Source organism: Gordonia sp. NPDC003424 (genome assembly GCF_053588655.1).
The window spans coordinates 305,712-329,674 of the sequence record NZ_JBSFQJ010000001.1; the positions used below are offsets into that span (position 1 = coordinate 305,712).

A 23,963-nucleotide genomic window follows, 5' to 3' on the forward strand; every position below is an offset into this window, starting at 1 on the left:
TGATGTCGGTCACACGATAGCCCACGGTCGCGTGGTGCGCGACATTTCCGTTCGCGGCACAAAGGATCCCCCGGGGAGGCACGGGGTCGCCGCCCTTGGCGTATGGTGTGCAGTGCCCCACAGCCGGGGCATCCACAAATCCATACGCGGGGGCTCCCACGATCACCGGGGGCTGAGATGGCGACAGGCGGTCGCCGACCGCCCGAACCTGTCCGGGTAATGCCGGCGTAGGGAGCCACTCAATGGGAACACCTGTATCCACATCTGCCGCTTCGATCACCACCGGACCGATCGAGGGCAGCCGCAAGCACTACCTCGAACTCGATCAGCTGCGGGTCCCCCAGCGGCGCATCGGGCTCACCAACGGAGAACACCTCGACGTCTACGACACCTCCGGGCCCTATACCGACGCCGACGCCCACATCGACCTCGAGAACGGGCTCGACGCCACTCGCGACTCCTGGCGGCGGCCGGCGCCCGTCGACGGTGCGTCGACCCAACTCGCTTGGGCGCGTGCCGGTCTGGTCACCGACGAGATGCGTTTCGTGGCCGCCCGGGAAGGGGTGGACGTCGAACTGGTGCGCGCCGAGGTCGCGGCCGGCCGAGCGGTCATCCCTGTCAATCACCGGCACCCCGAATCGGAGCCGATGATCATCGGAAAAGCGTTCGCGGTCAAGGTGAATGCGAACATCGGCAACTCGGCGGTCACCAGCTCGATCGCCGAGGAGGTGGAGAAGATGGTGTGGGCCACCCGGTGGGGTGCGGACACCATCATGGACCTGTCCACCGGCAAGGACATCCACCAGACCCGCGAATGGATTCTGCGCAACTCCCCGGTGCCGGTCGGGACGGTACCGATCTATCAGGCACTGGAGAAGGTCAAGGGCGACCCGACGGCCTTGACGTGGGAGATCTACCGCGACACCGTGATCGAACAGGCCGAACAGGGCGTCGACTACATGACGGTGCATGCGGGTGTGCTGCTGCGCTATGTCCCGCTCACCGCCCGACGCGTCACCGGCATCGTGTCGCGCGGCGGATCGATCATGGCGGCCTGGTGCCTGGCCCACCACCGGGAATCGTTCCTGTACACCCACTTCGACGAACTGTGCGAGATCTTCGCCCGCTACGACATCACCTTCTCCCTCGGCGACGGTCTGCGTCCCGGGTCCATCGCCGACGCCAATGACGAGGCGCAGTTCGCCGAGCTCCGCACCCTCGGTGAGCTGACCGGGATCGCGAAATCCCATGGCGTACAGGTGATGATCGAGGGACCCGGTCACGTGCCGATGCACAAGATCGCGGAGAACGTGCGCCTCGAGGAACAGTGGTGCGAACAAGCGCCGTTCTATACGCTCGGACCGCTGGCCACCGACATCGCGCCCGCCTACGACCACATCACGTCGGCGATCGGCGCCGCGATGATCGCGCAGGCCGGCACTGCAATGCTCTGCTATGTCACGCCGAAGGAGCATCTGGGACTGCCCAATCGCGACGATGTGAAGGTCGGGGTGATCACCTACAAGATCGCGGCGCATTCCGCCGATCTGGCCAAGGGACATCCCCGCGCTCAGGAGCGTGACGACGCATTGTCCACCGCGCGTTTCGAGTTCCGGTGGACCGATCAGTTCAATCTCGCCCTCGATCCGGACACCGCTCGCGAGTACCACGACGAGACCCTGCCCGCCGAACCGGCGAAGACAGCGCACTTCTGCTCGATGTGCGGCCCGAAGTTCTGCTCGATGCGGATCTCCGCCGACGTCCGTGCCTATGCCGAGGAGAACGGGCTGGTCACCGCCGAGGACATCGACCGCAAGATCACCGCGGAGATGGCCCGCAAGTCGGAGGAGTTCGCCGAGGCCGGTAACCGCGTGTACCTGCCGCTGGAGACCACCGGATGACCGATGATCTCGGATTGCCCACCGCGGCACCGGGTGTCACCCCGGTCCGCGTGATGACCATCGCCGGCTCCGACTCCGGCGGCGGCGCGGGCATCCAGGCCGACCTGCGTACCTTTGCGCTGCTCGGAGTACACGGGACCGTGGCGGTGACCGCCGTTACGGTGCAGAACTCGTTGGGCGTGAGCGGTTTTCAACCGATCGATCCGGAAACGGTGGCCGCGCAGATACGAAGTGTGGTGACCGACATCGGGATCGGTGCGGTGAAGACCGGCATGCTGGCCACCGCGCCGATCATCGAGTCCGTCGTCGACACCTGTGTCGACCTCGGGATCGGCGGCGCCGGACCCATCCCGCTCGTCGTCGATCCGGTGTGCGCCTCCATGCACGGCGACGCGCTGCTGGCGGCCGAGGCACTCGATACGTTGCGCACCAAGCTGATTCCGCTGGCCACCGTCGTCACGCCGAATCTCGACGAGGTGCGGCTGATCACCGGGATCGACGTCGTCGACGCCGATTCCCAACGCGCGGCAGCTGTCTCGCTGGTTGGCCTGGGAGCAAAGTGGGCCTTGGTCAAGGGCGGACACCTACGGTCGAGTGACCACAGTCCGGATCTGCTGTTCGACGGCAACGGGTTTCGCGAGTTCGATCACGAACGCATCGACACCCCGCACGACCACGGCGCCGGCGACACCCTCGCCGCCGCCACCGTCTGCGCGCTGGCGCACGGCTTAACCGTCCCCGACGCCGTCGCCTTCGCGAAGCGGTGGGTCACCCGCGGACTGCAGAACGCCTACCCGCTCGGCGCCGGGCATGGGCCGGTCAATCCGTTGTGGCGGGTGGCTCGGGAGTGATCTGCGTAGTGGCACCGCCCCTCCACGGATTCGATCAGCGAAGCATCGCCTCTGCGCTGATCGAGTAAGTAGCCCGGGCCGGCGTGGGCTGGGAAGAGCGGCAGCCCTTTTCGCTGATCGAGTAAGCGAGCGAGCTTGCGAGCGAGCGCATCGAGATCTCGTGCCGCGGTGATCTCGATGCGCTCGGAGCGTGATCCAAAGAGCCGCCACACCCCGCTGATCGAGTAAGGGAGGAGCTTGCGACGACCGCATCGAGATCGATCAGCGAAAAGGGCTGCGACTCTTCCCAGCCCACGCCGGCCGGCTGCGGCGGCCCAGGCTACTTACCCGATCATCGGGGTCGGCGTCGACCAGCGCCGTGGTCAAGCCGAACCGACCCCTACTTCTCCCACCCGATGTCCTCGATGGGGCCGATGTAGAACTGCCCCGCACCGTAATTCGCGAGGCCTTTCTTGACGGCGACCATCGTCGGGCCGTTGAACAGCGGAAGGTCCGAGTACTGGGCGAAGGCCTCGCGCTCGACGCGGTTGCCCGCGGCGATCTGTGTCATCGGGTCCGGGATGCGGGCGACGGCGGCGATCTTGGCGTCGAGTTCGGGTGAGCCGGCACCGGCCTTGTTCAACTGCGATCCCTCACACCAGGTCTGGCAGAGGTAGGCCATGCCGAACGGATCGCTCGACGCAAAGCCCATCGGGAACAGGTCGAACTCCTTGTTGACGACGACGCGGCTGAAGTCCGAGCTCGGGCGTTGCCCGATGGCGACGTCGACGCCGATCTGCTTGAGCATCGCCTGCAGCGCGCGGGCGAGGTTCTGCGACACGGTCGCGTCGCCCAGAATGGGCAGCGCCAAGGTCAGCTTCTTGCCCTCGCGGTATCGGTACCCGTCATCGCCGAGCCTCCAGCCCGCCGTGTCGAGGAGTTCGCGGGCCTTGGTCTGGTCGTAGCCGATGACGCCCTTGACGTTGTCCTCGTAGCCGGGCTGGAACGAATACAACTGCAGCGACCCGGGCAGCGGCTCGGTGTAGTTGAGGCCGGTGAACCGAATGCGCGCCAGGGTCTCGCGGTCGATCCCGTCGAGGACCGCCTGCCGGACGCGGATGTCGGACAGGATCGGCGTGGCGAGGTTGACCACCAGCAGTGCCTGCTGTGGCGACGCCGAGGTACGGATGTCGATGTCGGACATGGTGATCACCTGCGCGCGGGAGTCCTTGCTGCCCACGCCGATCGCATCGAGTTCACCGTTGCGGAACGCGTTGATCGCGGCCTGGTCCTCCATCTGACGGAATGCCCGCCGATCGAGTTTGCCCGGCCTGCCCCACCACTGTGGGTTCCGTTTGAACGTCACGGTCCCCGCGTTGGGGTCGTAGGTGTCGACGGTGTACGGGCCGGCACCCCATTCGGCGTGCGGGTTCTGCAGGTACGCCTTGTTGTAGAGATCCGCGGTGGACACTTTGGGATGCAGGAGAAGATTGAAAAGTCCGTCGGGCCATGCCCACACACCCTGGAACCGCACCACGGCCTGCCGGTCGTCCACGCCACGGGTCACCGACTCGATCTGGTCGTAGCCGTCGGTCGAGCTGGTGATGTAGTTCGGGTCCACGCCGCTGCTGGTGCGCCACGTGGTGACGAAGGCCCGGTAGTCGATCGGCGTGCCGTCGTTGAAATGCGCCTTCGGGTTGATCGTGTACGTGACAACGGTTTTGCCGTTCACGAGTTCCTTGCGCACGTCGGTGAGGTAGTCGCGGTTGAACGAGTACTCGCCGTCCGGCGAGAAGAACGCCAATACGGGGTTGTACCACCGCCACATCAGCAACGTGTACGACGTGGCGTCGGCCTGGAAGGTGTTCCACTGCGGGCTGACCTCGGTGAGCGCGGTGGTCAGGCTGCCGCCGTCCCGGAGGTTCTCCCGCGGCTGCGGATTGAGGTCGGCGCCACTGGTGGAGACCGCCGATTCGTCCATGGCCACCCCGCAGCCGGTCGCCCCGGCGACGATGAGCAGCAGCGTCGCGAGGATGATCACGACCCGTTTCATCGCGCCTCCCGGAAGTGGCAGGCCGCGGCGTGGCCGCCGGCTCCGAGCAGTTCCGGTTCGATTGTGCGGCACCGGTGTTGGTCGTCGGCGTCCAGCTCGGCGAAGAGCGGGCAGCGGCTCGCGAAGGCACAGCCCTCGATGTCGGCGGTGGGGCTGGGCTGTTCGCCGTGCAGCATGATCGGTGTGCGGGCTCGCTCGACACGCGGGTCGGGGACGGGGACCGCCGAGATCAGCGCCTCGGTGTACGGGTGGGTGGGAGCGGCGAACACCGTTGCGGTGGGCCCGGTCTCGACGAACCGCCCCAGGTACATCACCGCGACCCGGTCGGCCATGTGAGCGATCACCGAAAGGTCGTGCGCGACGACGAGATAGGCGATGCCGGTCTCGTACTGCAACTGCCGCAGCAGATTCACGATGTCCGCCTGGACGGACACGTCGAGCGCGGAAAGGGGTTCGTCGAGAATGATGAGTTTCGGGTCGGTGGCCAGCGCCCGGGCGATCGCCAGACGCTGCCGCTGGCCACCGGAGAAAGCGGACGGGAATCGGTCGGAGTGGGCCGGATCGAGTCCCACCCGGCTCAGCAGCCCGGTCACCCGGCGACCGGCGTCGTCCTTCGAGAGTCCCAGGGCACGTAGCGGTTCGGCGACGATGTCGAAGGCGGTGAACCTCGGGTCGAGGGCCTCGGCCGGATCCTGGAAGACGATCGACATGTCGCGGCGCAGCACTCGGGACGCGCGACGGTTCACGGTGGCCGGGTCGGTGCCCGACAGTCGGACGACACCCGCAGGCTGCGCAAAGTCCATCACCTCGAGCAGGGTGGTGGACTTCCCGCTGCCGGATTCGCCGACGATGGCCATCGTCTCGCCGCGCCGGACGCCGAAGGACACCCCGGTCACCGCCCGGACCGTCGCGACGCGGCGCCGCAGAAATCCCTTCGTGAGTGCGAACTCCCTACGCAGATCGGAGACCTCGAGAACCACCGGCGGTTCACCCGTGTCGGCGGGCCGCTCCGTCGGGCGCGTGAGACCCGTCGGCGCGAACACCGGCGTACCGTCGACGCTCCGGTCGCCGTCGATCTCGTCGGCCCGCAGGCAGGCAACGCGATGATCGGATACCCCGGCGACAGTGCGCAACTCCGGCTCGGTGTCACGACAGTCGGCGATCACGATCGGGCACCTCGGCGCGAACGGGCACGCCTCGGGGAGACCGATCAGGATCGGGGGGCTCCCCGGGATCGGGACGAGATCGGTGTCGCGGGTGTCCACCCGCGGTATCGCACCGAGCAGACCGATCGTGTACGGCATCTTCGGATGCTCGAAAAGGGTTGCGACGTCTGCCTGTTCGACGGCGCGGCCGGCGTACATGACGGTGACGTCGTCGGCGGTACCGGCGACGACGCCGAGGTCGTGGGTGATGAGCAGCAGCGCGGCACCGGTCTCGCGTTGGGCAGTGGCCAGCACGTCGAGGATCTGCGCCTGGATCGTCACGTCCAGCGCGGTGGTGGGTTCGTCGGCGATGAGCACTGCCGGATCGTTCGCGATCGCCATGGCGATCATGACCCGCTGCCGCATACCACCCGACAACTCGTGCGGAAACGCCGATGCCCGGCCCCGAGGATCGGGAATACCCACGAGATCAAGGAGTTCCACGGCACGGTCGGTGGCCGCGCGCTTGCCGATGTCTCCGTGTGCCTGCAGCGCTTCGACGATCTGGTCGCCGACGGTGAACACCGGCGTCAGCGACGACAAGGGGTCCTGGAAGATCATCGCGATCTCGTTGCCACGGATGGCCGACATCTCGGCGTCGTCGAGCCCGGTCAGTTCTCGACCGCGCAGCGCGACCGATCCGCGTACGGATGCGGTGTCCGGCAACAGCCGCATGATCGCTGCCGCCGACACCGACTTGCCCGAACCGGATTCGCCGACGATGGCCATCGTGGAGCCCGCGGCGAGGTCGAAGGTCAGCCCGCGCACCGCGTCGAGCCGGCCCGCCTCGGTACCGAACGAGACATGCAGATCCCGCACCGCGAGTACGGGTTCCGGGGTTGTGGTGGTGGGGGCGGTCATGTGCGGGCCCCCGCCCCGGAGGTGGGGTCGAGCGCGTCGCGCAGGCCGTCGGCGATCAGTGCCATCGACACGGTGAGCAACGTGAGCACCGCCGCCGGGAACCAGAACAGCCAGGGCGATGCGGCGAGCGCCCCGACGCCCGACTGCAACAGGGCACCCAGCGACACATCCGGGACCTTGACACCGAGACCGAGGAACGAGAGCCCCGTCTCGGCCAGCACCGTACCCACCACGCCCAGGGCGAAGTTGATCACCAGCAACGACGCGAGGTTCGGGATGATATGGCGCGCAACGACGGTTCGCGCCGGCTCACCCAGATACCGTGCGGCGCGTACATAATCGCGGGTGGTGATGGTCTGGGTCATCGAGAAGACGATGCGCGCCAGCATCATCCAGCCGAACAGGGTGAGAACGACGATCAGCCAGCGCCAGTCGCCGCCGGTCGCGTTCGCGACGAGCGCCAGGATCAGAAAGCTCGGCACCACGAGGAGCAGATAGACGATGCCGAGAACCACGCGCTGCACCCAGCCGCCGAAGTAGGCGGCGAGCGCACCGACGAACGCGGCGATCACCGTGGTACCCAACGACACCGACAGCGCGATCACCAGTGACCGTCGCAGACCGTGCACCACCTGCGCATACAGGTCGTTGCCGACGTCGTTGGTGCCGAACCAATGTCCCGTGGTCGGCGGGAATCCGATCGCCAGGAAATCGACGTCGGTGTAGGAGTAACTCGTGAACAGCCCGCCGAAGATCGCGAAGAGGACCAGCAGAACGAACACGACGAGACCGGCGAGGGCGGTCCTGCTGCGGGCGAACCGTTTTGCGAGAAGCTTCATCCGTCCGGAACGGCCACGGGCGATCGGGGTCTGCAGGCTGTCCTGCTGTGGCCCCACGCCGTCGGCGAGCAACCCGCCGGTCTCCCCCATCAACGGGGCCGTCGACGTGGAATCCCGCCCGGGTGACGCGTTGTCGGGCCGGGTGGGTTCCGGGGGCAGCATCACCATGATCAGTTCACCCGCACTCGAGGATCGAGGTACACCACGGCCAGATCCGCGAGGATCGCACCGACCGCGGTGGCCACCGCACCGAACGCGGCCACCGCCACCACACCGTGCACGTCGTTGGTGTTGATGGAGTTCACGAAGTAGCGGCCCATCCCCTCCCACCCGAAGATCGTCTCGGTGATCACCGCGCCGGTGAACACCGCCGGGATCGCGAACGCGACGCCGACCGCCACCGGGATGATCGCGGTGCGCAACGCATGTCGCCGTACCGCGGTTGCCCGGGTCAACCCCTTGGCGCGGGCGGTCCGGACGTAGTCGGCGTTGATGGTGTCGAGCAACAGGGAACGCTGCATCATGTGCAGGCCCGCGTATTGCACCACCACCAGGGTGATGGTCGGCAGGATCAGGTGTTTGACGCGGTCGATCAGTACCGGGAAGAAGCCGTGCACGTCGAGGCTCGACGAGCCCGCCACGTAGAACACCGTGTGGCCGACGCGCTGGTTGATCGCGATGGCGGCCAGCACGACGGTGAGACCGGCGACGGCGACCGGCACGTTGATCATCGCGATGGAGATGAATTGCCATGCGCGGTCGGCGAACCGGTAGTGCCGAAGCGCGGTGAAGACGCCGAGCGAGATGCCAAGGACGGTGGCGAGCACGGTGGCCGCGGTGAGCAACTGCACCGACGTCCAGGCCCGGAAGGCGATCTGCGCGTTCACGCTCGTCCCGACCGGCGAGGAACCCCAATCCCAGTGGAACAGGATGCCCGACAACCACGTCCACCATCGGTCCAGGATCGGGGTCTTGTCATTGAGGTTGTAGGTGGTCAGCGTGTTGTCGACGACGTTCTCCGGCAGCGGGGGCTTGCGGTCCGCGTAGTTGGAGCGTGGATCGAGGAACCAGGACGCGAGAAAGAAGGTGAGGTTGGTCGCCAAGAACACCATCACTGCCCACGACGCGATGCGTTTGGAGAGATAACCGATCACTCGCGACCTTTGCTGGGCTGATGGGGTGGGGCGTGTCGGGGCCACCTCATTCTGTCAGCGCCACCTGAAGTTTGCCGGTTGTACGCGCCGGAGCAACCCCGACCCTGACATCATCAACCCATGGCCTGGAACTACCTGATGGACATGGACGGCGTGCTGGTGCGCGAGGAGCAGTTGATTCCCGGCGCTGATGCATTTCTCGCCGAGCTCCGGGACAACGGCACACCGTTCACGGTGCTGACCAACAACTCGATCCGCACCGCGCGAGACCTGCGCGCGCGTCTGTTGGGGACGGGGCTGGACATTCCCGAGGAGTCGATCTGGACGTCGGCGCTGGCGACCGCCCGGTTCCTGGATTCGCAACGTCCCGGCGGAACCGCCTATGTCGTCGGCGAATCCGGGTTGACCACCGCACTGCACGAGATCGGCTACGTGATCACCGATGCCGACCCGGACTATGTGGTGCTCGGCGAGACCCGGACCTACTCGTTCGAGGCCATCACCACCGCGATCCGGCTGGTGGAACGGGGGGCGCGCTTCATCGCGACCAACCCGGACGCCACCGGACCGTCGTCGAGCGGTTCCCTGCCGGCGACCGGCGCGGTGGCCGCGCTCATCAGTCGCGCCACCGGGCGCGACCCGTACTACGTGGGCAAGCCGAATCCGCTGATGATGCGTTCGGCGCTGCGGCAGATGGGTGCTCACTCGGAGAACACCCTGATGATCGGTGACCGCATGGACACCGACGTGATCTCCGGGTTGGAGGCCGGGCTGCAGACCATCCTGGTCCTGTCCGGCATCTCCACCCCGGAGTCGGTCGAACTCTTTCCCTACCGCCCGACCCGCGTGATCAACTCGGTCGCCGATCTGGTCGGGCGCACGCAGGAACCGTTCGGCTGAGACGAATCAGCTCAGCGCCTTGGCCTTCAGGGCGTCGAATTCCTGCTGGGTGATCGCGCCGGAGTCCAGCAGGCCCTTGGCGTCGGAGATCTGTTCGGCCGGACTCTTGACGGCGACCGACTGGATGTACTGGTCGGTGGCCTGCTTGGCCTCGGCGACCGCCTCGTTCTGCCGCTCGGCCATGCCGCGGCCCTTTGCCAGCAGATACACAATCGCCGTCAGATACGGGATCAGGATCAGGAAGATGATCCAGACCGCCTTGATCCAGCCGGACGTCTTGTCACGGAACAGGTCGATGAGGATGTGCCACAGGACGATCAGATACGCGACGAAGGCGAAGATGACGATCGTGTACCAGATGAAGTCCCAGAACGAGTCCCACATGGGAGTGCTCCTTGCATATGAAGTGATGGCCGCGCTGATCGCTGCCGCGAACAAAGCTTGCCACACGCGTTGCCCCGCGGCATCGTCACGGTTGTGAAAGACACATCCATGGAGCTCGGTCTCGACACCTTCGGCGATGTCACGGTCGATGGTGCGGGAGGCCCCGTCACCCCGGCGCAGACCATCCGCAACGTTCTCGAACAGGCGGTGCTCGCGGACCAGGTGGGGGTGGATTTCCTCGGTGTCGGCGAACATCACCGCGACGACTACGCGATTTCCGCTCCCGAGGTGCTCCTCGGTGCGATCGCCGCACGTACCCGCCGCATGCGACTCGGCACGGCGGTGACCGTACTCAGCTCCGACGACCCCATCCGTGTGTTCGAACGGTTCTCGACGGTCGATGCGCTCTCGAACGGTCGGGCCGAGGTCATCCTCGGCCGCGGCTCGTTCACCGAGTCCTTTCCGCTCTTCGGCTACGACCTGGCCCACTACGAGGAACTGTTCGCCGACAAACTGTCACTGTTCGCGCAGTTGCGCACCGGCGAACCCGCGACCTGGTCGGGGTCGACACGCACTCCGCTGTCCGAGCAGACCGTGTACCCGCCACTCGACCATCCGCCGCTGCCGACGTGGGTCGCCGTGGGCGGCAGCCCGGAATCGGTGATCCGGGCCGCCACCTACCGGCTCCCGTTGATGCTCGCGATCATCGGCGGCGATCCGCTGCGGTTCGCGCCGTACGTCGACCTCTATCATCGGGCACTGACCCAACTCGAGCACCCGACGGAACTGCCGGTCGGCGTGCATTCACCCGGCCACGTAGCCGACACGGATGAGCAAGCGCGCGAGGAACTCTGGCCGCACTACCGCGGCTACGTCGAGCGGATCGGACGTGAACGCGGCTGGCCGCCACCGACCCGCATCGAGTTCGAGCGGTCCGCCGGCCCGTCGGGCGCGCTGTACGTCGGCTCCCCGGAGACCGTCGCCACCAAGATCGCCAACACCGCCAAGGCGTTGGGACTGAGCCGGTTCGACATGAAGTACTCGCACGGCACCCTGCCGCACGCAGCGCTCATGCGCAGCGTGGAACTCTATGGGACACAAGTGATCCCGCGGGTGCGCGAACTGCTCGACGGGTAACGCCCGGTACCGTCACGCCTGCAGGAAATACAGGTTGTTGAACGGATCGCCGAGGTCGGCCTGGGTGACCGAGGCGAAACCCGCGCGGGTCGCGTAGTCCCGCAGGGTGTTCGGTGTCAGACCGAGGGTCCCGAGACCCTCACCGCCGTGCGCCAGCGACGTCGTCATGCAGTACATGACCGAGAACCCGTAGAGCAGAGCGGCGATCGGCCCGACGTTGTCCTCGACCCGCTCCGCGCAATTGATGTCCAGGCAGACGTAGACGCCTCCGGGACGCAACGCCTCGCGAATGGATCGCAACATGCCCAGCGGATCGACCGAATCGTGGATGACGTCGAAAGTGGTGATGACATCGAAGGATTCGTCGAGTCCGCGGCCGGCGTCACGTTCGGTGAACCGAACCCGCTCGGCGACGCCGCTCTCGACGGCCAGGGCGCGCGCACGTTCCACGCTCGGCCGGTGGTTGTCGTAGCCCACGGCAACCGTGTCGGCGAACTCCTGGGCGATCCGGACGAGCGCGCGCCCACTGCCGCAACCGACGTCCGCGACACGGCACCCCCGTTCGAGCTTCTCGACGAGACCCGGAACGGCGGGCAGCCAGACCTGGGTCAAGAGGTGGGTGTGCCACATCGAGGAGAAGCGGTCCACCCCGATGTGCAGATCGTCGGGGAAGTCGGCGTGCGCGACCCCACCCCCGTGCCGGAATGCCTCGATCACCTGGGGCAGACGGCCGAGCGCGCCGAAGAGTTCCTGCTGCACTCCCGGCAGGAACGACGGGCCGGGCTCGTCGACCAAGGTCGGCCGGTGCGCGGCCGGCAGCGTGTATTCGGTCGTCGGCACGTCATAGGTGAGGTACCCCGCCGCGTGCAGGCCGGCGAGCCACTCACGAACGTAGCGCTCCTGAGTGCCCGTCCGCGCGGCGAGGACACCGCTGGTCGCGGGACCATCGATCGCCAGCGAACGGAACAAGCCCAGCCGATCCCCGATCAGCGTGAGGGCCAACGTCGCGGTGGCGCTGGTGTCACCGAGTACTCGGCCGGTGAAGGCGTCGACCGCTTCGGCCGACGGCTCGGACGCCGGGCGAGCGGCTTCTATATTTGTAGTCATGGCGGTCTCCTCCATCAGTGGCCCCATCGGTAGGTGGCCTCGACCAAGAGGCGTTCAAACCGGGTGAACACCTCCGTTCACCCACCGAACCGAGGTGATCGGTGTGACTCTCATCGGACGCGACCGTGAGATGGGCATCCTGGCCGAGGCACACGCATCGGCGCTCGACGGCGCGGGCGGTCTGGTGATGGTGGGCGGCGAACCCGGAATCGGCAAGACCACCCTGCTCGGCGGCTTCGCCGAGTCCGTGCGTGAGGCGGGCGGGATCGTCGCGACCGGTCACTGCATCGAAGAGGTCGGGCGCCCGGCATACCAGCCGTGGCGACACATCCAGCAGACGCTGGTCGACGACGGTTCGATCGACGCGGCCACGGCCCCCATCCGCGAGGACGTCGACGCGTTCGAGTCGGCGCTGTTCGACGACGCCGTCCGGGAGTTCACCACCGTCGCCGCCCGGCAGGACATCGTGCTGATCATCGAGGATCTGCACAACGCCGACCGGGAGACCGTGTCCTTGCTGCTACACCTCGCCGGGCACCTGCCACGATCCCGGCTGCTCGTCGTGGTGTCGTTTCGGCCCGTCGACGCCCAACTGGCATCGGCCATCGCCGACCTCGTCCCCGAGGTCCTCGCGCACGCTCTGGAGATATCGCTTCCCCCACTCGACGAGACCGCGGTGCGCGACATGCTCGTCGACGCCGGCATGGACGCCGACGACGCCGCCCCGATCCTGTCGCGCACCGCGGGAAATGCCCTGTTCGTGGCGACGACGATCCGTCTGCTGCGCGCCGGGACCGATTCGATCGACGCGGCCGTCCCGTTCGGCATCCGCCAGGCGGTTCGCCGGCAGGTGCAGCTGGCGGCGCGGCTTCATGCGTCGGTGCCCGCGGTGGTCGATGCCGCCGCGGTGATCGGCGGGGAATTCCGGCTGTCCCTGCTACGGCGGCTCTGTGGCGCACCCGACCTCAACGGTGCGATCGACGTCGCCATACGTATCGGCCTGTTCCAGGAGATCGCGTCGTCGATAGCGTCCTTCCGGTTCACGCACGCCGTCGTCCGGATGACCGTGTACGCCGATATCCCACCCGGACGCCGGGCCGCGATGCATGCCGCCGCCCTCGATGCCGACGATCTGCTCGAGCCCGACGAGGCCGCGTTTCACGCCGTGCGCGGAGCCCCGGCGGGTACCGCGGACCGGGCGGTCGACCTCGTCACGGCGGCCGCGCGACGCGCCGAGAAGGTGTACGCGTTCTCCTCGGCGGCGGCGCACTACCGCGACGCGGTCGCGGTGGCCGAACTCGCCTCCCACTCGACCCCGCAGCAGCGCTGCGACCTCCTGACGGACCTGGCCCGGGCCGGCGGTCAGGCGGGCGATCACCTCGAGGCACAGCGGGCCGGGCTGGCCGCGGCCACCATCGCGCAGCGCTCCGGCGATGTGGTGCGACGAGCCCGGGCCCTGCTCGCCGCGGCGCGCAGCGTCCCGTTTCTCGACGAGGACGATCGACTGCTCGCCGCCATGGACGAGTCGCTGGCCCACCACGACGAGGATTTTCCGGTCGAGCGTGCTCTGCTGTTGGCCCGCCGCGCCGTCCTCGCCACCTCACGCGACGATCTGGCCGTGCGCGATCGCGACACCGCCGAAGCGGTCGCACTCGTCGACGATCGCGCGGACGCCGTCCGTTTCGAGGTCCTCGCGGCGCGACTGCACGCGCTGTGGGGCAGCCCGGCCATCGGGGACCGCACCGCCGACGCGCGTCGGCTCGTCCGGGTCGCGACCACCCCGCACACCCTGATGCAAGCCCGGCTCTGGATGCTCTACCATCACCTCGCCGGAGCGAATATCGTGGCGGCACAACAGGAAATCGGGTCGATCGACGAGATCGCGGCGCGCACCGGATGGTCACAGCACGCGTTGTACGCGCGGTCGCGGCGCGCCACCGTCGACACCGCCACCGGCGACTTCGACCATGCGCGGGCGATGGGCGACGCGGCGTATGCGACCGGCGTGCTGGCCCGCGAACCCGAGATCGACGCCGTTCGATGGGGCGGGCTGTTTGCGCTCGGCTGGCATGTCGACCTCCCCGCCGCCGACCGGACATTTCTCCGCGAGGTCGCCGAGGGTTTCCTGGATTCACCGGTGCGCAGGGTATTTCATGCCGCCCTCGCCGCGCTCGACGTTCAGGATGCCGCCATGGATTCCGCCCGCGGGCATTTCCGCGACGCCACGTCCGGCGGTCTGCGGGAGATTCCGCCGGACCCGCATCGGTTGTGGCTGCTCGCGTTGGTCTGCTGGCTCGCCGGTCCGCTCGACGAACCGGAATCGGCGCGCGAGGCCGCGGCGTTGCTCGCCCCGTACGAGGGGCAGGCCGTCGTCGTCGGCGGCGGTGTGCAGTGGATGGGCCTCGTCGGGCACTACCGCGGTCTGGCCGCTGCGGCATACGGGGATACGGAGTCGGCGCATCGGTTGCTCACCGTGGCCCGGGCCACCTACGACGACATCGGGGCGCGACCGTGGTCGGTGCACGCGGCTCGCGACCTGCGCGGCGGGCGCGGCGACGCGACCGCCGAAAGCCTTGCCCGGCAACTGGGTATGCGGACACCGTCCGCCGACACGCGGCTGTCGCTGTCACGTGACGGCGAGCTGTGGCGGATGCGCTACCGGGATCGCGAACTGATCCTGAGAGATTCTCTCGGACTGCAGTATCTGCACCAACTCGTCGTCAACCCGGGACGCGAGATGAGCGCCGTCGACCTCGCCGGCGCCGAGGTCGGAACCGGCGCGCAAGATGTCCTCGACGACCGCGCCAAGGCCGAATACCGTTCTCGCGTCGAAGATTTGCGAGCCGAGCTGGAGTCCGCCGAACGCGACAACGACATCGCCCGATCCGCGCGGATCCGAACGGAACTCGACTTCCTGATCGACGAACTCGCGGGTGCGGCCGGCCTCGGCGGGCGGGCCCGCCGGCTCGGATCTGCCGCGGAACGTCACCGGCTCAACGTGACCCGGGCGATCCGTTCGGCGCTGGTACGGATCACGCGGCAGGACGCCGAACTCGGGGAACTGTTGAGCGCCTCGGTGCACACGGGCAACGTCTGCGTGTACGAACCGTTCCGGCGATGACCGGCGGTTCGCCTCGGATCCTTCTGGATCAGCACCGTCCCAGCGTCAGCGAGAAGTCGCCGGCGTCATCGGTCCAGGAGGTCACCACGTCGAATCCGGCGGCGCCGAGTTCCTTGCCGAGGGTGTGCAGATCGAACTTGGTGCTGATCTCGGTGAGTACCTCGTCGCCGGGGCCGAGCCGCCAGGCACGCTGCAGCGCACCGAACCACACGTCGATCGGGCGGCGGGCGCGCAGCCACATCTCGATCCGGTGAGCCACCGGGTTCCATCGGGCGACGTGGTCGAAGTCGTCGGCGTACAGCCCGTTCGCATCCAGACCGGTCCGCAGGACCTCGATCATGTTGCGGTTGAAATCGGCTGTGACGCCGGCCTTGTCGTTGTAGGCGGCGACGAGTCGCCCGGTGTCCTTGATCAGGTCGGCACCCAGCAGGAAGTAGTCGCCGGGGCTCAGGGCCGACGACAGGCGGCGGAGGAACACGGCGCGCTGGTCGTCGTCGAAGTTGCCGATGGTGCCGCCGAGGAACACCGCGATCCGCGGCCCACGAGCGGGCGGCAGGTCGAGATCGGGTGCGGTGAAGTCGGCCACCACCGACATGACCTCGATCGACGGGTAGTCGATCGCCAGGATCGCGGCGGACGATTCGAGGATCTCGGTGCTCACGTCGACGGGCACGTAGGTGAATCGCCTCGACATCTCGGTCGCGCGGTCGGCGAACGCGGACAACAGCATCCGCGTCTTCGTCGAGGTTCCGGAACCGAATTCGACCATCATGGACGCATCGGTGGCGATCGCGATGTCGGCGCTGTGGGTCGCGAGGATCTCGGTTTCCCGACGGGTCGGATAGTACTCGGGCAGCCGGGTGATCTCGTCGAACAGCAGGCTGCCACGCGCATCGTAGAGCCACTTGGTGGGCAGCGTCGGCGGCGTCTGCCAGAGTCCCGCGAGTGCGTCGGCGAGCAGAGGGTTCTCGGTGCGCAGGGTCATCGAGCCAACCGTAGCCCGGAGAAGACCCAACGACTCTGTGCGGGAAAGAAATTGCGATAGGTGAGGCGCTCATGGCCCGGCGGGGTCACGGCGCTCGCCCCGCGCAGTACATGTTGGTCGGACATGAACTTTCCGTTGTACTCACCGACGGCTCCGTTGGCGGGCACGAACCCCGGGTAGGGCAGGTACGCGCTCGCGGTCCACTCCCAGACATCGCCGATCATCGCCGCGCCGGCCCGTCCGGGATGGCAGCGGGCGGGGTCGAGGAGCTGCCCGCGCGCCGCGCCGGACCCGACAGCTGCCGCCTCCCACTCGAATTCGGTGGGCAGCCGGGCTCCGGCCCACCGCGCGTAGGCATCCGCCTCGTAGAACGACACGTGCATCACCGGTTCGTCGGGCACCACGGGCCGCCGTCCGGAGAGGGTGAACGTGGTGGGCAGGGCGTCGGGGCCGTCGTCGAAGTGCCAGTAGGCCGGTGCCCCCCAACCGGTTTCGTGGATGCAGGCCCATCCGTCGGACAGCCAGAACTCGGGTCGCCGATATCCGTCGTCGGCGATGAACTCCAACCAGTCGGCATTCGTGACCGCGCGTTCGGCTATCTCGAAGTCCTCCAGGAACACTCGATGTCGTGGGCCCTCGTTGTCGTAGGCGAACGACCGCGGACCGTTCGCGCCGATCTCGGTGATCCCGCCCGACACGGACCGCCACGTCATCGGTTCCGGCATGAGGGACTCGTCGGCGCGACGGTCGACGTAGACCGGGGCGAACGCATGGGTGGAGAACAGATGTTTGAGATCCATCAGGATCAGTTCCTGATGTTGTTGCTCATGATTGCAACCCAATTCGACGAGCGAGAGGGCGGCGTCGTCGAATGCACCGCGATCGAGACGGTCGACCATGGAGGCATCGACGTATTCACGATAGGCGGCGACATCGGCGATGCCGGGCCGGGTGACCAGCCCGCGTTCCGGGCGGGGATGCCGTGCCCCCACCGCCTCGTAATAGCTGTTGAACAGATAGCGGAACGTTTCGTCGTACACGACGTAGGTGGGGTCGGTCCGCAGGATGAATTCCTCGAAGAACCAGGTGACATGTGCCCGATGCCATTTCGTCGGGCTCGCGTCGGTCATCGATTGGGGCGTCTGGTCCTCGGCCGACAGGGAGGCGGTGAGCCGGTCGGTCAGGGCCCGGACGTCGAGAAAGCGTTGCGTATCGCCGGATGTCGCCGTGTGTGTGGGTCGTTCGGTGATGGTCATCGGTACCTCCCGTTGGTCGAACCTGGTGGTCGGACGGGCAACCCTTTCCATCGTCACCGCGCTCGACGGTGCTGTCAACGTGACCTCTTCGCGATCTCAGGCGTCGAAGTCCTCGGACTCTTCGACCTCGTCTTCGTCGATGTAGTGCACGGCCGCTTCCTCGGCCGACGCGCCCGCCCCGTCGATGCCCGCATCGGAGGCAAAGGTGTCGGCCTCGGGTTCGGTGTCCGAACCGTTGTCGTATGCGACCAGCCGGCCGGCCCGGCCGCTACCGGCCTGATCACCGTCGTCGTAGTCCTCGTCGCGATCGGATGCGTGTGAACGCCAATCGGAATCGGTGTCGTCGAGCGGATCGTTCGCGTTCCACGGGTCGGGCTCTTCCTCGGCGAGACGCTCGTCGAGGGTCTCGCCTTCCCGCTGCTCCTGCGCGGTCAGCCCGCGGCGTGCGCCGCTCGGCCGGTAATCGGGGGGCGAGTAGCCCTCGTCGAGGACGTCGTCGACGCCACGGTCGTCGAGGGAGTCACCCGGCTGGAGTTGGTCGTCGGCGTCGAGGCTGTACTCGTTGCCCGCGCCTTCCGAGATGCTGCCGATATCGTCGCTCACCCTTTCAACGATGCCAGACCCGCGACACGGCGGGGCGAAGTCTGTCGTCCTGACCGCTCGTGTCCGTATTCTCCTCGCTATGACCAATCCGTCCGATCCGCACAACGCCGAGCCCGACGACTCCGGGCAGGATTCCGGCCGCACCCCACCTTCGGGCCAGAACCCCGAGCCCGGCGGCTACCCGCCGCCGCCCGCGTACCCACCGCCGTCGTCCGGGTCGTACCCGCCACCTCCGTCGTCCGGGTCATACCCGCCGCCGTCGTCCGGGTCGTATCCCCCGCCGCCGGGGTCCGGGTCCTACCCGCCGCCACCGTCGTCCGGGTCATACCCGCCGCCGTCATCCGGGTCGTATCCCCCGCCACCGGGGTCCGGGTCCTACCCGCCGCCACCGTCCTCCGGGTCGTACCCGCCTCCTCCCGGGTCGTATCCGCCTCCGCCCGGCGGTTACGGCGCGGCCGGCGCTCCCGCCCCGGACCCCGGCTACGGCGCAGTGGCCGCGCCGCAGTTCTCGGTGGGCGATGCACTCGGCTACGCGTGGAAGCGGTTCTCGGCCAATCCCCTCCCGTGGATCGTCGTCACGCTGCTCGCCGGACTGGCCACCGGTGTGATCAGCGGGCTGGGTAATTACGCCGGCCACGACTCTTTCGTGATCCGATGGATCTTCAGCCTGCTCGCCGCGATCGTGGGCTATTTCTTCCACGGCGCGATGTTCCGGGGAGCGCTCGACGAGGTGGGCGGTACCAAACCCAAGGTCGGGAGTTTCTTCCGCTTCACCAACGTCGGCGCGGTCATCCTGACCGCGTTGCTCGTCGCCATCGGCACCGACATCGGCCTGATCCTGTGCATCCTGCCGGGTCTGGCCTTCGCCTACCTGGCCTTCTGGTCCCTGGCATTCACCGTGGACCGGGATCTGTCCCCCGTCGACGCCATCAAGGCCAGCTTCTCGGTGATCAGCAAGAACGCCGGGACGCTGTTCCCGTTGGCCATCGTGAACGTACTGATCATGATCGTCGGTGCGGTCCTGCTCCTCATCGGACTGCTCGTCGCCGTGCCGCTGGTCATCCTCTCGAGCACCTATGCCTACCGGCTGTTCACCGGCGGGCAGATCGCGCCCGTGGACGGCCCCGCGCAGACTCCACCGCCGCCGAACTATCCGCCGTCGTATCCGCCGAATCAGTACTGATTCTCGCCCGCGCGACCAGTCGGCCGTCATCTCCCCAGGGAGATGGCGGCCGTCTCACGTGTTTGGGCAAATGCGCGTCACCAGCGAGTTCGGTCCGCGACAATACAGAAGATGATCGAGGAGATGCAGGACGAGGCCACCGCACTGTTGAATGCCGGCGAGTACTCGCACGCCCTCGCCGAGTTCTCGGTGCTGCGCGAGATCCGGGGCCGTCGGGAAGGACCGTACTCCACCATGTACCTGTCCAACCTCCACGACTGCGTACGCTGCATGTCCCACCTGGAGCTGTGGGCCGACTCCACTCCGTTGTGCCGCGAGTTGCACGGCAAGTACGTCCGGACGCACGGTCGCGGCCAATCCGACACGGTGGACGTCGCCAAGCACTGGGCATGGGCGTTGGTGCACCTGCACGACTATCCGCCGGCCGTGCGCCTCTACCTGACCACCGCCGACGCGTTGTGGGACGAGGACCGGGAGCAGGCCCGGCGACTGCTCGGCGCCGCGCTCGCCCATCGCACCGACAACGATCCCGCGGCCCTGTTCTCGGCCGATGAGGACACGCTGATCGACGGGGCGCGACTCGCCCACGCCCACGACGTGCTCGTCACGATGAACCGGCTCGTCGATCAACTGTCGCCGGATACCGACACGATGCGCGCATCGGTGACGTTCGACGGCCTGGCGATCGCCTGATCGCCAGGCCATTCTGATCGCCAGGCCGCTCTGACCGCCGGGCCTGCCGTGCCGACGATCAGACGACCGTCGTGTCGACCTTCTTCGGCAGGGTGAACAGCGTGACGATGCTGACGATGATCAGCATGATGGCAGCGACCCAGATGAGCGTCGCCAGCGCCAGGCTGGAGAACGCAATCATGACGATGCCCGCGACGATCGCGATGATGCCGGACAGGATGAGCAGCCAGCGCGGAGCGTGGGCCGATCCCGAGAAGGCGCGCGCGAGATCGCCGATCCCCTGAAAGATCCAGGCGATTCCGATGAACACCGCGAGCAGAACCAGCGACTTTGACGGATTGAACAACGCGATGATGCCGGCCACCAGAACGATCACCCCGGCCAGACCGATCAGAACGCGCCACCCGCCGGGGAGCAGGTTCGCGGCGAACGCCTCGTAGATTCGGAACAATCCGGCGATGATCAGGGAGATGCCGAACAGGATCGCGATGACCAACATCGTTGCCTCGGGCCAGACGAGTGCAACGACGCCCAGCACGATTCCGGTTACCGCCGTCGCGATCATCATCGACCGAACCGCACCGATGACTTCGTTCGGCATCTGCCGTGCGTAATCTCCAAATGTCATGCAGTGAGATTAGTACGCGCCGAGGGTTTCACCACGCATTGACGAACCGAACAGAAGGGAAATTCGTGTCGCCCATCGCCTTTTTCGAACGCGAATCCGAAGCGTTTCTGCCGACCCGGTTCGCGCGGAGTCTCTGGGCGCCCAAGACGCTCAGCGGACCACCGGTCTGTGCGATCGCGGCACGCGCCGCCGAACTCGAGTTCGCGCCCCGCGGTTTCCGGGCGGCGCGGTTCACGATCGATCTGTTCAAGGCGGCTCGCGAGGTCCCGACGTGCACCCGCGGGCGACTGATCCGCTCCGGCGGCCGGATCACCGTCGCCGAGGTGGACGTCGTCCAGGTTCTCGACGGCGTCGACACCGTCGTCGCCCGCAGCACGGCGGTGTTCGTGAAGGAGACGGTCAATCCGCCCGGCGAGCGCTGGACACCCGTCGACGACTACTCCAGTCCGCCGACCGCCGCACCCGACGACCCCTTTCCGTGGTTCGGATCCGATGCACCGGACGGCCGGCCGCACTGGGACCAGTCCATGGGCGCCCATCAGCACGGGCGACGCAAGCGACTCTGGACCCGCGCGGTTGCGACGGTTGCCGGGGAGCAGCCCTCACCGTTCGAGCGCGCGGTGATCAGCGGCGAATCGACGAGCCTCGTCTGCAACTGGGGGACGACCGGCATCGGCTTCATCAACTGCGATCTGACCGTCGGCCTCTCCCGGTTACCGGTCGGGCCGCGGATCGGTGTGGAAGCCGCCACCCACACCGAATCCGACGGCATCTCGACCAGCGCGGCTCGTCTGTACGACATGCACGGCGTCTTCGGGGTCGGCACGGTGACGGGGGTGAACAACGCCGCCGCAGAGATCGACTTCACCAGTGTCGACACAACCGGCCGCTACAGCGAGGCCTGAGACGCCCCGAGAGGTCCGCCGGTAACTCTCAGGTCTTGATAAGGTCTCGCGCATGCGTCGTTTCACACGAGGTTGGAAGGCCGCCGGTGTCGCGGTGTGCTCGGTCGCGATCACCCTGGTCCTCGGCCTGACATCGGCACCTCAGGCCGTTGCCGCGCCCGTCGCCGCCGGACCGGCAAACCTGGTCGCGCGCCTGACCGGACCCGGAGCCATCAACGACACGGTCGGCCGCTACGGCATGTTCGGCACCGACCTCGGCATCATGTGGGACAACGGGCACGGCCAGATCCTGACCGCGTTCGGTGACACGCAACAGATCAACGGGTGGTCGCTGCTCTACGGCGACCTGTTCTACTGGCGCTCGAATGTCCTCCTGCGCAGCACCGACCATTACCTCGCCGACGGCATGACCTTCACCGGGCATGCCGGACCACCCGGCTTCGCCAAGCGACTGCTCAAGCCGGATCTCCGCAAGGAGGTCACGGTGCTGCCGACGGCCGGCGTCGCCGCCAACGGCAAGCAGTACATGAACGTGATGTCGATTCGCCAGTGGGGCGATCCGGGCATCTGGTACACCAACTGGTCCGGTCTCGTGGCGTCGACGGACAACGGCAACAACTGGCACGCGGTCAACGCCTTCCGGCCCAACGGTGGCGGCAATCACAAGTTCCAGATGAACGCCCTGATGAGGGTCGGCGACACGATCTACACCTACGGCACCCCCGACGGTCGCTGGGGCAATGCGTACATCGCCCGCGTCAACGCCCGCGACATCGAGAACCTCAACCGGTACGAGTACTTCTCGTGGGGCAACTGGGTCCGCAACAACCCCGACTCGGCGACCCCCGTGATGGCCGGGCCGATCGGCGAACTGTCGGTCAGCTGGAACGCCTACCTCGGCAAGTACATCTCACTGGCCTCCCGCGGCGGCGGCGCGATCCTCCGCACCGCCGACAACCCTTGGGGCCCTTGGACTCCCGGCGAGGTGGTGGTTCCGGCGGACAACCCGTACACCGGCTACGCACCGTTCATCCACCCCTGGTCCACCGGTCGCGACCTGTACTTCACCTACTCGATCTCGTGGGGGTACCAGGTGTACCTCATGCACCTGACGCTGCAGAAGCCGTAAACCCTACTGCCCGAGCAGTTTCTGCATCTCGGCGATCTCCGCCTGCTGGGCGTCGCGGATCCGCGTGGCCAGGTCCCTGGTCGCGTTGTCGCGACCCTGGGCGAGTTCGGTCTCGGCCATGTCGACCGCCCCCTCGTGGTGGCGGATCATGCCCTCGAGCCACAGACGATCGAAGGTCGCGCCCCGTGCGTTGCGAATCGCGGTCATCTCGTCGTCGGACATCATGCCCGCCATCGCACCGCCCATCCCGTGCCCCGACATCCCGTGACCGTCGGCCATCCCCGGCATCGTGACGCCCCAGGCCTGCAATTGTGCTGTCATCTGATCGATTTCGGGTTGCTGGGCGGCCTTGATCCGGGTGGCCAGATCCCGCACGGCGGCGTTGTCGGTGCGTGCGGGGACCATGTCGGCCATCTCGATGGCCTGTCGGTGGTGCGGGATCATCATCGTCAGGAACATCGTGTCGGCCTGATTGTGCGCGGCGGTCGATGCCGAAGGCATCGATGCGGCGGCAGTGGGGCTCGACGACACCGCCGGCGAGTCGGCCGAGGAACAGGCGCTCAGCAGGGTCGCGGACGCGGCCAAGGCCAGCAGAGCATTCGTGGAATGGGTGATACGCATGAGAATTCCTTGCTGTGGAAGGTGATTCGGTGCAGCAACGACTGCACCGCCGAGGTGGTCGGTGCGGGTCATACCCGCGTGTCGACTCCTCAGCAGCGGATCACCTGCAGCTGTGTGATGGTCGGGATGGCCCAGGGCGGCGGCCGGCCGAGTCGCACCACCCATCCCAGGAAACGGCTACGCAGAGCACCGATGTCGGGGAATCCCCACCAGAACAGAAGGAGCACGAGGAAGGGAAGGACCGGATCGCCGGCACGGATGAACACGCATCCGTGCCCGGGTTCGTCGCAATCCGGGGTGGCCGACAGATGCGTCTGCCCGCTCGACTCGTGCGCCGCGGCCAGGATCGGCGAGGATGTCGAATGCGCCACTGCGGCTTCGTGATTCGGTCCGCAATGCGCAACCAGGGAGTGCATCGCCAAGATCGCCAGGACGAGCACGATGCGTGCCACGGAGACACTTGTGGGC

21 protein-coding genes and 1 riboswitch are annotated in these 23,963 nt (G+C 67.3%); of the genes, 9 read left to right on the forward strand and 12 right to left on the reverse strand.

Annotated features, from left to right (window positions below; genetic code table 11):
* Nucleotides 1–136 precede the first annotated feature (136 nt).
* Nucleotides 137–251, forward strand: a riboswitch (TPP riboswitch).
* Both thiC and thiD read left to right on the forward strand, forming a co-directional pair.
* Complete coding sequence (gene thiC / locus ACWDTI_RS01400; protein ID WP_449736240.1) at nt 243–1,901, forward strand: phosphomethylpyrimidine synthase ThiC; 1,659 nt, start codon at nt 243–245, stop codon at nt 1,899–1,901. (Overlaps the previous riboswitch by 9 nt.)
* On the forward strand, nt 1,898–2,752 hold the full coding sequence (gene thiD, locus ACWDTI_RS01405; RefSeq protein WP_449736241.1) for a bifunctional hydroxymethylpyrimidine kinase/phosphomethylpyrimidine kinase: 855 nt from the start codon (nt 1,898–1,900) through the stop codon (nt 2,750–2,752). The genes thiC and thiD overlap by 4 nt, the downstream gene beginning before the upstream one ends.
* A gap of 379 nt (nt 2,753–3,131) precedes the next feature.
* Here thiD and ACWDTI_RS01410 read toward each other — a convergent pair whose 3' ends face one another.
* From ACWDTI_RS01410 to ACWDTI_RS01425, 4 genes are read right to left on the reverse strand one after another with little or no spacing between them, the layout of a single operon-like run.
* Nucleotides 3,132–4,784, reverse strand: coding sequence for an ABC transporter family substrate-binding protein (locus ACWDTI_RS01410; protein WP_449736242.1), 1,653 nt, complete (start codon nt 4,782–4,784; stop codon nt 3,132–3,134).
* Nucleotides 4,781–6,850, reverse strand: a complete 2,070-nt coding sequence (locus ACWDTI_RS01415; RefSeq protein WP_449736243.1) for a dipeptide ABC transporter ATP-binding protein — start codon at nt 6,848–6,850, stop codon at nt 4,781–4,783. Before ACWDTI_RS01415 ends, ACWDTI_RS01410 begins: the two co-directional genes overlap by 4 nt.
* Entirely contained in the window at nt 6,847–7,857 is a 1,011-nt protein-coding gene (locus tag ACWDTI_RS01420) for an ABC transporter permease (RefSeq protein ID WP_449736244.1), read from the reverse strand. The genes ACWDTI_RS01415 and ACWDTI_RS01420 overlap by 4 nt, the downstream gene beginning before the upstream one ends.
* A 2-nt stretch (nt 7,858–7,859) precedes the next feature.
* On the reverse strand, nt 7,860–8,843 hold the full coding sequence (locus ACWDTI_RS01425; RefSeq protein WP_449736245.1) for an ABC transporter permease: 984 nt from the start codon (nt 8,841–8,843) through the stop codon (nt 7,860–7,862).
* Between the two features lie 120 nt (nt 8,844–8,963).
* Here ACWDTI_RS01425 and ACWDTI_RS01430 point away from each other — a divergent pair, with 120 nt between their 5' ends.
* The gene (locus ACWDTI_RS01430) at nt 8,964–9,743 is read left to right on the forward strand and encodes an HAD-IIA family hydrolase (protein WP_449736246.1); all 780 of its coding nucleotides are present in this window, start codon (nt 8,964–8,966) and stop codon (nt 9,741–9,743) included.
* A gap of 6 nt (nt 9,744–9,749) precedes the next feature.
* Here the strand turns inward: ACWDTI_RS01430 and ACWDTI_RS01435 are convergent, their stop codons facing one another.
* Nucleotides 9,750–10,127: an SHOCT domain-containing protein gene (locus ACWDTI_RS01435; protein ID WP_449736247.1), complete on the reverse strand. Its 378-nt coding sequence runs from the start codon at nt 10,125–10,127 to the stop codon at nt 9,750–9,752.
* 108 nt (nt 10,128–10,235) lie between these two features.
* Between ACWDTI_RS01435 and ACWDTI_RS01440 the strand changes: the two genes are divergently transcribed.
* Complete coding sequence (locus ACWDTI_RS01440) at nt 10,236–11,264, forward strand: LLM class flavin-dependent oxidoreductase (protein WP_449736495.1); 1,029 nt, start codon at nt 10,236–10,238, stop codon at nt 11,262–11,264.
* A 12-nt stretch (nt 11,265–11,276) separates the two neighbouring features.
* Here the strand turns inward: ACWDTI_RS01440 and ACWDTI_RS01445 are convergent, their stop codons facing one another.
* Nucleotides 11,277–12,371 carry a class I SAM-dependent methyltransferase gene (locus ACWDTI_RS01445; RefSeq protein ID WP_449736248.1) on the reverse strand — a complete coding sequence of 365 codons (1,095 nt, stop codon included), beginning with the start codon at nt 12,369–12,371 and terminating at the stop codon, nt 11,277–11,279.
* Nucleotides 12,372–12,474: 103 nt separating this feature from the next.
* On the opposite strand from ACWDTI_RS01445, the gene ACWDTI_RS01450 reads away from it, so the two are divergent.
* A complete protein-coding gene (locus ACWDTI_RS01450) occupies nt 12,475–15,492 on the forward strand; it encodes an ATP-binding protein (RefSeq protein ID WP_449736249.1) in 3,018 nt (1,005 codons plus the stop codon).
* 28 nt (nt 15,493–15,520) lie between these two features.
* Here the strand turns inward: ACWDTI_RS01450 and egtD are convergent, their stop codons facing one another.
* The 3 genes from egtD to ACWDTI_RS01465 all read right to left on the reverse strand — a co-directional run bounded on the left by egtD (nt 15,521) and on the right by ACWDTI_RS01465 (nt 18,336).
* Nucleotides 15,521–16,477, reverse strand: a complete 957-nt coding sequence (gene egtD / locus ACWDTI_RS01455) for an L-histidine N(alpha)-methyltransferase (RefSeq protein WP_449736250.1) — start codon at nt 16,475–16,477, stop codon at nt 15,521–15,523.
* A complete protein-coding gene (gene egtB, locus ACWDTI_RS01460) occupies nt 16,474–17,733 on the reverse strand; it encodes an ergothioneine biosynthesis protein EgtB (RefSeq protein ID WP_449736251.1) in 1,260 nt (419 codons plus the stop codon). The genes egtD and egtB overlap by 4 nt, the downstream gene beginning before the upstream one ends.
* A 96-nt stretch (nt 17,734–17,829) precedes the next feature.
* A complete protein-coding gene (locus ACWDTI_RS01465; protein WP_449736252.1) occupies nt 17,830–18,336 on the reverse strand; it encodes a DUF5709 domain-containing protein in 507 nt (168 codons plus the stop codon).
* 79 nt (nt 18,337–18,415) lie between these two features.
* Between ACWDTI_RS01465 and ACWDTI_RS01470 the strand changes: the two genes are divergently transcribed.
* Nucleotides 18,416–19,519, forward strand: a complete 1,104-nt coding sequence (locus tag ACWDTI_RS01470; RefSeq protein WP_449736253.1) for a hypothetical protein — start codon at nt 18,416–18,418, stop codon at nt 19,517–19,519.
* A gap of 111 nt (nt 19,520–19,630) precedes the next feature.
* The gene (locus ACWDTI_RS01475; RefSeq protein WP_449736254.1) at nt 19,631–20,212 is read left to right on the forward strand and encodes a hypothetical protein; all 582 of its coding nucleotides are present in this window, start codon (nt 19,631–19,633) and stop codon (nt 20,210–20,212) included.
* Between the two features lie 58 nt (nt 20,213–20,270).
* Here the strand turns inward: ACWDTI_RS01475 and ACWDTI_RS01480 are convergent, their stop codons facing one another.
* A complete protein-coding gene (locus ACWDTI_RS01480) occupies nt 20,271–20,840 on the reverse strand; it encodes an HdeD family acid-resistance protein (protein ID WP_449736255.1) in 570 nt (189 codons plus the stop codon).
* A gap of 65 nt (nt 20,841–20,905) precedes the next feature.
* Here ACWDTI_RS01480 and ACWDTI_RS01485 point away from each other — a divergent pair, with 65 nt between their 5' ends.
* Both ACWDTI_RS01485 and ACWDTI_RS01490 read left to right on the forward strand, forming a co-directional pair.
* A complete protein-coding gene (locus tag ACWDTI_RS01485) occupies nt 20,906–21,745 on the forward strand; it encodes an acyl-CoA thioesterase domain-containing protein (RefSeq protein ID WP_449736256.1) in 840 nt (279 codons plus the stop codon).
* Nucleotides 21,746–21,797: 52 nt separating this feature from the next.
* Nucleotides 21,798–22,874, forward strand: a complete 1,077-nt coding sequence (locus tag ACWDTI_RS01490) for a DUF4185 domain-containing protein (RefSeq protein ID WP_449736257.1) — start codon at nt 21,798–21,800, stop codon at nt 22,872–22,874.
* A 3-nt stretch (nt 22,875–22,877) separates the two neighbouring features.
* Here ACWDTI_RS01490 and ACWDTI_RS01495 read toward each other — a convergent pair whose 3' ends face one another.
* Nucleotides 22,878–23,495, reverse strand: coding sequence for a DUF305 domain-containing protein (locus ACWDTI_RS01495; protein ID WP_449736258.1), 618 nt, complete (start codon nt 23,493–23,495; stop codon nt 22,878–22,880).
* Nucleotides 23,496–23,584: 89 nt separating this feature from the next.
* Complete coding sequence (locus tag ACWDTI_RS01500) at nt 23,585–23,947, reverse strand: hypothetical protein (protein ID WP_449736259.1); 363 nt, start codon at nt 23,945–23,947, stop codon at nt 23,585–23,587.
* Between the last annotated feature and the right edge of the window lie 16 nt (nt 23,948–23,963).